10 protein-coding genes are annotated in these 9181 nt (G+C 70.0%); 7 read left to right on the top strand and 3 right to left on the bottom strand.

What is annotated here, in order from left to right:
- Positions 1-222 (top strand): hypothetical protein (locus Q1N79_RS20760; RefSeq protein WP_300611419.1); only part of this gene is annotated, 222 nt, incomplete at its 5' end.
- Between the two features lie 638 nt (positions 223-860).
- Here Q1N79_RS20760 and Q1N79_RS20755 read toward each other — a convergent pair.
- Positions 861-1088 carry a winged helix-turn-helix domain-containing protein gene (locus tag Q1N79_RS20755; protein WP_300611417.1) on the bottom strand — a complete coding sequence of 76 codons (228 nt, stop codon included), beginning with the start codon at positions 1086-1088 and terminating at the stop codon, positions 861-863.
- 86 nt (positions 1089-1174) lie between these two features.
- Between Q1N79_RS20755 and Q1N79_RS20750 the strand changes: the two genes are divergently transcribed.
- The 6 genes from Q1N79_RS20750 (at position 1175) to Q1N79_RS20725 (ending at position 5942) form a co-directional block, all read left to right on the top strand.
- Positions 1175-1372, top strand: a complete 198-nt coding sequence (locus Q1N79_RS20750) for a hypothetical protein (RefSeq protein ID WP_300611415.1) — start codon at positions 1175-1177, stop codon at positions 1370-1372.
- On the top strand, positions 1369-1521 hold the full coding sequence (locus tag Q1N79_RS20745; RefSeq protein ID WP_300611413.1) for a hypothetical protein: 153 nt from the start codon (positions 1369-1371) through the stop codon (positions 1519-1521). The genes Q1N79_RS20750 and Q1N79_RS20745 overlap by 4 nt, the downstream gene beginning before the upstream one ends.
- The gene (locus Q1N79_RS20740) at positions 1518-1646 is read left to right on the top strand and encodes a hypothetical protein (protein ID WP_300611411.1); all 129 of its coding nucleotides are present in this window, start codon (positions 1518-1520) and stop codon (positions 1644-1646) included. The genes Q1N79_RS20745 and Q1N79_RS20740 overlap by 4 nt, the downstream gene beginning before the upstream one ends.
- Before the next feature lie 254 nt (positions 1647-1900).
- A complete protein-coding gene (locus Q1N79_RS20735) occupies positions 1901-3076 on the top strand; it encodes an acyl-CoA dehydrogenase family protein (protein WP_300611409.1) in 1176 nt (391 codons plus the stop codon).
- Positions 3069-4172: a phosphotransferase family protein gene (locus Q1N79_RS20730; protein WP_300611407.1), complete on the top strand. Its 1104-nt coding sequence runs from the start codon at positions 3069-3071 to the stop codon at positions 4170-4172. Before Q1N79_RS20735 ends, Q1N79_RS20730 begins: the two co-directional genes overlap by 8 nt.
- Before the next feature lie 297 nt (positions 4173-4469).
- The gene (locus Q1N79_RS20725) at positions 4470-5942 is read left to right on the top strand and encodes an APC family permease (protein WP_300611405.1); all 1473 of its coding nucleotides are present in this window, start codon (positions 4470-4472) and stop codon (positions 5940-5942) included.
- Here the strand turns inward: Q1N79_RS20725 and Q1N79_RS20720 are convergent.
- A complete protein-coding gene (locus Q1N79_RS20720; RefSeq protein ID WP_300611403.1) occupies positions 5917-6945 on the bottom strand; it encodes a GNAT family N-acetyltransferase in 1029 nt (342 codons plus the stop codon). The genes Q1N79_RS20725 and Q1N79_RS20720 overlap by 26 nt on opposite strands.
- A 14-nt stretch (positions 6946-6959) precedes the next feature.
- Positions 6960-9176 carry a tetratricopeptide repeat protein gene (locus Q1N79_RS20715; protein WP_300611422.1) on the bottom strand — a complete coding sequence of 739 codons (2217 nt, stop codon included), beginning with the start codon at positions 9174-9176 and terminating at the stop codon, positions 6960-6962.
- Positions 9177-9181 lie beyond the last annotated feature (5 nt).

Genomic DNA, 9181 nt, shown 5'->3' with positions numbered 1-9181 from the left:
GGTACGGTCACCTTGTTTACGTTGCCGTCGGGGTATGTTCCGACGTATCAGTTCCGTGGGTGTGCTCCGGGGATTTTCACGGGGAATTCGTCTTGGGAGTCGGGGATTGTGAATACGCGGTTTCAGGTGACTACGGGCGGGGTGGTGGAGTTTCTCGGCTTTCCTGGTTATACGGATGGCCTTACTGAGATTGACGGGCAGTGGGATGTTCCGCTTGATTGATGAGGAGGTATGTAGTGATGTTGTCTGATGCTCAGTTGTGGATTGATCTTAGCCGGGAGTATCCCGCAGAGGTTCAATTTGAGGCTGTTGACGGCCGGGGGGTACCGGCCATACCGGCCGATGCTGAAAGTCCGTCTAATCTAAGTCTAGGGGCCTTCCAGGGGGTGTCTTGCTTCACTTGCCAGAACCGTCCGGCGGGATTCGGTGACTGGTACCGGCATAGCGCATACTGCGCGCACTGCCAGCCGATGCCGGACATGAACGGGATACCGCCTTACGGTTATTCCCGCCCCGCCTGGATCAAGCGGCTGAACGCCAACCGTGAAGAGATTATCGCCTACCAGGCTGTGTCGTGACGGCGGCGTGGGCCGCCGTGCTCGTATCCGCGATTATGGCTTTGGCGGGGGTGATTGTGGCGGCGATGCGGATGGGGCAGCGTGAGGGGAAGATCGATCAGTGTATTGTGCAGTTGACTAAGCTGGTTGCTGACCATGAGGGTCGTATCAGGGTTCTAGAGTCCAAGGCGTAGTTTGGATCGCGTCAGAATCGACGCTGGCGCGTTTTCAGCCTGGTTTACGTATAATCTATCCAGAAGGATACACGATAGCTCCTAGGGGCCTTGTAGGCCCGTATAGGGGCTATTGCTGTTTTTCCTGCGGTTTCACGAACGTCCCCCATCCCTGCCGGGATTCGATCAGCCCTTTATCCCTCAAGGCGTTCAGCGCCTTGACAACCGTGTTCTTGTTCACCCCGTAGTCGTGGGCCAGATCGGTGATCGACCGCAGCCGCGCATCCGGGGCCAGGCGGCCATCGGTGATCTGTCTCTCGATGTCTGCGGCGATGACGAGATAGGGCGGATCAGGCATGACGCGAGGTTACTTACCCACCGTATCCCCGCGTCGCCCTTAGTGAACGATGGTTTACGGTAGGGGAGAGTAGTACAGTGGACCCCATGGGTCCATACGAGCCGGGCTTGCGCGTCGCCGGAGGCGTCGACGCGGTAACCGATCAGGTGAAGCGCCGCGCGGCATACGAAGCCGCGCACCCCGGCGCAGGCATCTACGTGGACGATGCCCACGTATGGCATGCGGCGAGCGGCCTCACGGCCGGGTCGCTGCAACAGCTACTCGACGCCCTGGAGGCGGAATGAACTTGGCATGGTTCGTCATCGGCGCGCTGATCTGGTTGGCGAACAGCGCGATCATGGTGCTGTACGCGCCCTGGTGGGGCGCCTTGATATTCCTGATCGGCCTCGCTGCCGCGCTGGTCATCGCCACCCGGCCGAGGACGGCGCAATGAGCAAGCAGGCGAAGGGGAACATGCGTGCCGCAGGCAACGCAGTAGTGTCCACGGTGGCGCTGATGGTATGGATCGCCATCGCCGGGTTCGCGCTGTGGCTACTGTTGGCGTTCCTCCACCACTGACCCTCCCTAGGCCACCCCCCTGCCGGGCCGGATGTACCGGTGGGGGGGTGTTTTCATGCCCGCGAAAACCCCACACGATGACCTGACATGCCGGGTTCTGACGCGGCATGACAGGGAAGAATGATCGTTCGAATCTTGTCGCCCTTCCTCGCATCGGGCGAGGTAGCAGGGGGTTCCCTGGAACCTCTTGACATTTCGGGGTAATAATCAAGATTCATCCGAACGGACAGCGGCGTCTGCTACCAGGAGCCCTCATGCCTTTCGATTTTTCGCTGCCGGTGCGGGTGACTGACTGGCGGGACCGCATCGCGCGGTTCGTTGACGACGTGGTGATCCCGCGCGAGCAGGACGCCTTCGCCGCCGGGGTCGACGACGCGCTGCGCAAGGAACTGCAGCAGGAGGCCAAGGCGGCCGGGCTGTGGGCACCGCAGCTGCCCGCCGACCTCGGCGGCGGCGGGTTCGCGTTCGACGAGGCCGCGGTGCTGCTCGAGGAGGCGGGCCGGAGCCTGCTCGGGCCGCTGGCGCTGAACTGCTCGGCGCCGGACGAGGGCAACATGCACATGCTGCACATGCTCGCGACGCCGGCCCAGCGGGAGCGGTACCTGCTGCCGCTGGCCGCCGGCGACATCCGGTCGTGCTTCGCGATGACCGAGCCGCCGCCCGGCGCGGGGTCCGATCCCGCCGCCCTGCGCACCACGGCCACCAGGACCTCAGGGGGCTGGGTCATCGCGGGCGACAAGCACCTGATCAGCGGGGCGCAGGGCGCCGCCTTCGCGATCGTGATGGCGGCCAGCCCGCAGGCCGGCGGCGCGACGATGCTGCTCGTCGACGCGGGCAACCCCGGCTTCGTGATCACCGGGCACGCGCGGACGATCGACGCCGTGTCGCTCGGCGGGCACTGCCGGGTGCGGTTCGACTCGGCGTTCGTGCCCGACGACGCGGTGCTCGGCGCCCCGGGCGAGGGGCTGCGGTACGCGCAGGTGCGGCTCGCGCCCGCCAGGCTGACGCACTGCATGCGCTGGCTCGGCGCGGCGCGGCGGGCGCATGAGATCGCGCTCGCCCGCAGCGTCTCGCGGTCGGTGTTCGGCGCGCCGCTTGCCGAGCACGGGATGGCGCAGCAGATGATCGCCGACAACGAGATCGAGCTGGCCGCCGCCCGTGCCCTGCTGTGGCAGGTCGCCTGGCAGGTCGCGCAGGGGGACAAGTCGACCGAGGCGTCGTCCCGCGCGAAGGTCTTCATCAGCGAGGCCGTCAGCCGGGTCGTGGACCGCTCGGTGCAGCTGTGCGGCGGCCTCGGCACCTCCGAGGAGCTCGTGGTCGGGCGCATCTACGCCGACGTGCGCGCCTTCCGTATCTACGACGGCGCCTCCGAGGTGCACCGGATGTCGATCGCCAGGCGGGCCGCGCGGCGCGCGCGTGCCGATGGCTGACCAGGTACGCAGCGCGCCCCACGCGCCCGAGCCGCCCGAGCTGCCCGAGCTGCCCGAGCTGCCCGGGCTTCCCCGGGCGGCCGTGCAGGACTGGCTTGGCCGCGCCCTGCCCGGGCTGCTGCGCGACGGTCCCTGGACGGCGGAGCTGATCCCCGGCGGGCTGTCCAACATCACCTACCGGTTGCGGCTGCCCGGCGGCACGGTGATCTTGCGCCGGCCGCCGCTGTCGCACGCGCTGCCCCGCGCGCACGACATGCAGCGCGAGTACCGCATTCTCGGCGCGCTCGCCCCGACCGCGGTTCCCGTGCCTGAGCCGCTCGCGCTGTGCACCGACCCGGACGTGCTCGGGGTCACCTTCTACGTGATGCGCGACGTGCCTGGTCAGGTGCTGCGCGACCCGGCCGACACCGAAGCGCTGCCACCGTCGTCGCGGGCGCTGCTTGCCGACGCGCTGATCGCCGTGCTGGCCAGCCTGCACGCGGTCTCGCCTGACGATGTCGGCCTTGGCGACTACGGCAGGCGCAGCGGCTACTGTGTCAGGCAGATCCGCACCTGGGGCGCGCAGTGGGAGCGGTCAAGGACCCGCGAGCTGCCCGACATGGAGGTGCTGCTCGCGCGCCTTTCCGAACTGGCGCCGCCGGACAGCGCGTGCACGATCGTGCACGGGGACTTCCGGCTCGACAACACGGTCGTGTCGCTCGCCTCACCAGGCGCGCCGCGGATCGCCGCGGTCCTCGACTGGGAGCTGTCGACCCTGGGCGATCCGATCGCCGACCTCGCGACGACGATGTCCTACTGGCACGATCCCGGAGACGCCGAGCGCGGGAGCATCCCGGTGTCCGCCGGGCTGACCGACAAGCCAGGCTTCCCTGCCGCGGCCTCGCTCGCCGCGGCGTACGCGGCGCGGACCGGGCGCGACCTGAGCAACCTGTCCTTCTACATGGCGCTGGCGTGGATGAAGCTCGCGGTCATCTGCGAAGGCGTGCATGCCCGCTACCTCGGCGGGCAGACGGTCAGCGCGGGGTATGAGAAGGTCGGCCCGGCGGTGCCGCTGCTTGTCGCGCGCGGCCTGCGGGCCCTAAACCCCCAAAGGTAGTGCGGCAATGGCAGATTGATAAAGCCGCACCATCTCCCTCGGCGGTCGCACGCGGCACTTCGGGAAATCCCCTGCCAAACCGGGATTATGCGATTACCGCAGCGGATATAGGGGCGGGACCAGCGACGATACCCCTAGGCCATGCGATTGCCCTGGTTAACCCGATATTGACCGCTGTCAAATATTAAATTCAACTATAGACGGTCCTATAGCCAACGCTTGAAATGACCGTTATGATCACACGGTGCCGGCTCAGCAGATCCTCCCGCACATGCAGGCCGACTTCAGAGGAGAATGATGACGGAGCCATCCGCAACAGCCCTCCCAGGAACCGCGCTGACTCCTCCCGCACGGCTCGAGCCCGACGCGATCGGGGTGGCGCAAGACACCGTCATCGGCATGGCCACCTCCGCGCCGGCGGCGGTGGTCGCGATCACGCTCGCCTCGCTGGCCGCGACCGCCGCCTACGGCGGCGGACTGGTCATGCTGATCAGCGCGATCCCCATGCTGATCATCGCGAACGCCTACCGCCGCCTCAACATGTGGAACGCCAACTGCGGCGCGTCGTTCGAATGGGTCGGCCGGTCCATCAACCCCTACCTCGGCTTCTTCACCGGCTGGCTGATGATCGCCGGCTATGTGGTGGGCACGCTGAGCGGGGTCGAGGTTCTCGGGCCGTCGGTGCTGGCGATCTTCAACGCGTCCGCGACGAACAAGTGGGCCAACGTCGCGATAGCCACCGCGGTCGGGCTGGTCATGCTCGGGATCGCGGTCGTCGGCATCAAGATCACCGCGCGCACCCAGGTCGGCATGGCGCTGATCGAGTACACGATCCTCGTCGGCATGTCCATCTGGGGCCTGGTGGCCGTTCTTGCTCATCACCACGGCACCTTCCCGATCACCAGCGGCTGGTTCAAGTTCACCGGGATCGGGGGCAAGGGCGACCTCGTGGGCGGGTTCCTCATCGCGGTCTTCGCCTACAGCGGCTGGGACGGCACCGTTTACGTCAACGAGGAAGTAAAGCACCGGCGCACCAACCCGGGCCGGGCCGCCCTCATCGCGGTCGCGCTGCTCGCCGTCATCTACACGCTCGCCCAGGTGGGCCTGCAGGGCGTGGTCTCGCCGACTGCCCTGCAGAACAACTCGGCCGACGCGCTCGTCTACGTGGCACAGGCACTGGGCGGCAGCGGCTGGGAGAAGGTCATGGCGCTCGCCCTCGCGCTCTCCGTGATCGCGACCACGGGGACCGGCATCGTGGTCGGCGCGCGGATCACCTACGGGATGGCAAGCTACCGGGCGCTGCCCGAGTTCCTCGCCAACGTGCCCCGCCGGTTCGCCACGCCTGCGGCGGCAACGATCGTGTTCGGCCTGCTCGTCGTCGCGCTCGCGTGGGTGTACCTGCTCGCCACCTCGGTACAGAACGCATTCGGCTACGTCGTCGACCTGACGGGCATCCTCTTCGCGATCTTCTACGTCCTTACCGCCCTCGCCAGCATGACCTACTACCGACGGCGCGTGTTCTCGAACGCATGGGATCTGCTCATTCTCGGGATCCTCCCGCTCGCGTCCGCCGGCTTCCTCGTCTGGATGGTGGAAAAGTCGCTAGCCACCGCGCCGGCCCCGGAGAACTGGTCGCTCCTCGGGATCGTGTGGGTCGGCCTGCTCGTCATGGTGCTGTCGCGATTCCTGCTGAAGTCGCCGTTCTTCCGGATCCGGCGGGAGTCCGACCCGGGAACGGGCGCGGTCAGCGGATCGCACGCGCGGGTGTAGCCTGCCACGTGGTCCACAGCGGCCGGTACCCGTGCCGGTTCCAGAACGGGGCGGATAGCGGGTTGAGCTGCTCGTGGTGCAACAGCGTCACGGCCACGCCCGCCTCGGCCACCGCGCGGTGGAACTCCCCGACGAGCGCGGCGCCGATTCCGGCGCCGCGGCTGCCCGGCTCGACGAACATCATCATCAGGTAGGCGGCGGGCGCCAGGCCCGCCATCGGGGTGATCCAGCCCGCGGCGCGCGGTCGCTGGGCGGCCAGCATCCCGACCGCCGCACGCTCGTGTTCGGCCAGCCAGGTCCACGGCACGGGGTCGGCGAGCAGGCCGGCGACCTCGCGCCGCATCGCGTCAAGCGTGTCCGCCCGCTCGTGCACGGCACCGAACCGCGAGTCCCACCGGATGATCTCAACGCCCAGCCGGGCGACGGTGCCGAGGTCGGCCGGCCCCGCCCGCCGGATTCGCGCGAGGCTGCCAGCGCGGAGCACCGGTTCGTTCGGGATAAGTGCCTGAGCCCTGCCGGGCGCGGGGCGGGGGGTGCTCCGTGCGGCGAGAACCTCAAGCGGTGCGAGCCCGTGCCGCAGCAGCGCCGCGATGCCGTCGGCATCGCGGCTAGGCCAGTTGACGACCGCGGCGGTGTCCGCGTCGCCGGCGCCTGGCACGTCCGCCAGGTGATCGCGCCACAGCGACAGCAGCCGGTCCAGGCCGTCGGCGACCGCGTGGTCGGCGACAAGCGCGGTGAGCTGGAATCTGCGCGGGGCGCCCCAGGACAGGTCAAGGGAACCGGGCGCGCCGACCCAGTGGTCGCACCTGGCGGCGGCGGTGAGCCGCCCGTCCGGCCCGGCGACGGCAAGCTCCGCCCCGCAGTGCGGCGACGCGGTCCCCGGCGCTGCCCCGTGCGTGAAGCCCGGCGCCGGCAGCAGCGGATCGATCTGCTGCCAGCGCCGCGCCGTCGGCGCGCTGCCGGTGCCGCCCGGGTCGCCCGGGTCGCCCGCGGCGAACGACATGCGCTTCTCCCCGGCTAGCCCTGGTGGCCGCTGATGTTCGCCAGGCTGGTCCGCGCCGCTATCGTGAGCGGGTCACCGGGCGGCAGGCTCAGCTCGCAGCGCTCAACGGTCTCCCGCAGCAGCTTTGTCGCGTCCGTGAGGCGGCCGACGCCGTAATACGCGTGCGCCAGGTTGATGCTCGCCCGCAGCGTGTCCGGGTGGTCGGCGCCGAGAACCCGGGTGTACTCCGAGCACGTCTGCTCGGCCAGGCGCACCGCGGACGCCATCTTGCCCGCGGCGTGATAGGCGGAGCCGAGGGCGCCGCGCGCGGCGATCGTGTGCAGGTGGCCGGGGCCGAGGACGCGCTCCCTGTCGGCCACGACGCGCTCGTAGTGCGAGATCGCGGCCTTGGCCTGGCCATCGGCCAGGTATGCCTCGGCCAGCTTCTGGCACGTTGCCGTGGTGTCCGGATGCCGGGGCCCCTGGACGCGCTCCCGGTCTCGCAGCGCGCGGCGGTAGCGGCCGATGGCGTCGGAAAGCTGGCCCGCGGCCCGGTAGGCGGCGGCCAGGTCCTCGCGCGCGGCGAGCGTCTCGAGGGTGTCGGCTCCCACCGAGCGTTCCCAGCCGGTGGCGACCTCGGCGAGGATCGCGACGGCCTCGCCGAACCGGTTCGCCGCAACCAGCGCCAGGCCCAGGTCACGGCCTGCCGCGATCGTGCCGGCGTGTTCAGGCCCCAGCCTGGCTGCCCGGTCGGCCCTGATGCGCTCGAGCAGCGCGATGGACTGCGCCGCGTGCCCGGCGCTCAGGTGCGCCCGGGCAAGCTGCTCGTTGATCCCGGCGGTCGCCGGGTGGTCGGGGCCGAGCACCCGGTCGCTGATCCTGGCGAGCTCCTCCCAGTACGCGACCGCGGGTCCGGTGAGCCGCGCGGCGTCCAGGCTGCGCCCGGCGCGCAGCAGCAGCGCGTGGCACCCGCCCTCCCACAGCAGGTCCCCCGAATACCGCCGCACGCTTTCCGCGCACGAGCGCAGGCTGCGCGCCAGCCATTCGGCCGGCTCATCGGCAGGCCAGGCCTCGAGCAGCGCGTCGGCCGCCGCGACCGCGGCGCCCTTGAACATCGCCACCGGCATGGCCGCCCGCACCGCCGCCTGAACGAGCCAGCTCATCCGCAGCAGCGGCGGCGCCGAGGCCGGATCGGCGGTGATCAGGCCCGCGAGCTCCAGGGCCGCCAGCCCGTCCTCGACCGCGGGGGCGGCCCCCGCGGGGTACGGTGGGCCCGGGTAGGGGGCGGCCCCGGCCGCGGCGCAGTACTCGCGCGCGGCTGAGGTCTCGAACACCGTGCCGGGGATCCCGTTGCCGTCGAGCAGCGCGCCGACAATCAGCAGGGGCTGGGCGCTTCCCGGTGACAGCAGGTCCGCGTGGTCGACGGACAGCGCCCAGGTGATCGCGCCGGCCACGGGTTCGGCGACCGCGACGGCCGCCGCCCCGAGCACCTGCTCTCGCCTGCGCAGGAAATGCTCGCGGTAGTCATGACACGTGAGTTCCGAGCTTGCGATCACCGCGCTGGCCTGGGCGAGCGCAAGCGGCTCGTGGCCGAGGTCACCGACCAGGTCGATGGCCCCCTGCCGTTGATCGAGGTCGGCGGCGAGGCGGCCGACCAGGTAGCTCAGGGCCTCGCGCCGGCTGAACGCCCCGACGGGGACGACCTGCGCGCGGTGCCCGAACAGCGTCGCCGAGTCCGGCGTGGTGACCAGGACCCGGCCCGCCGGCCCCTCCGGCCAGAGCCGGTCGACGGCGGCGGCGTCCGTCAGGTCGTCGATGACCACGAGCCACGGGCGGCCGAAGTCGCGCAGCCAGCCGATGAAGCGCGCGGAAACCGACTCCGCGCCGCCCGACAGCTGCACGCCGAGCGCCGCCGCCGCCTCGCCGTAGCTGGACAGCACCTGCGCCCGGCTCGTGCCGGTTACCCAGATCACCAGGTCGACCGCGCCGGCCTGCCAGAGGGACTGCGCGAAGGAGACCGCGAGCTGCGTCTTGCCGCACGAGTCCCGCCAGCCGCGCGGCCCCGCGGCCGCGCGGTCGGGGACAAGCGCGACCGTCATGCCAGGGGCAAGCGCGTGCTGGAGGAGCTGCCCGGTCTCCGGCCTGGCGATGAACCCCTGGGCCAGCGGCGGCGCCGATCCGCTCCAGACCGGTCGCGGCTGCTGGTTACCTGCTGACGTTGCCCGCATGCCGCCTTGTGCCGGGCTGTCCATCGTCG

Source organism: Trebonia sp. (assembly GCF_030042015.1).
Classification (GTDB): Bacteria; Actinomycetota; Actinomycetes; order Streptosporangiales; family Streptosporangiaceae; genus Trebonia.
This window is presented reverse-complemented; position numbering and strand designations above follow the sequence as displayed.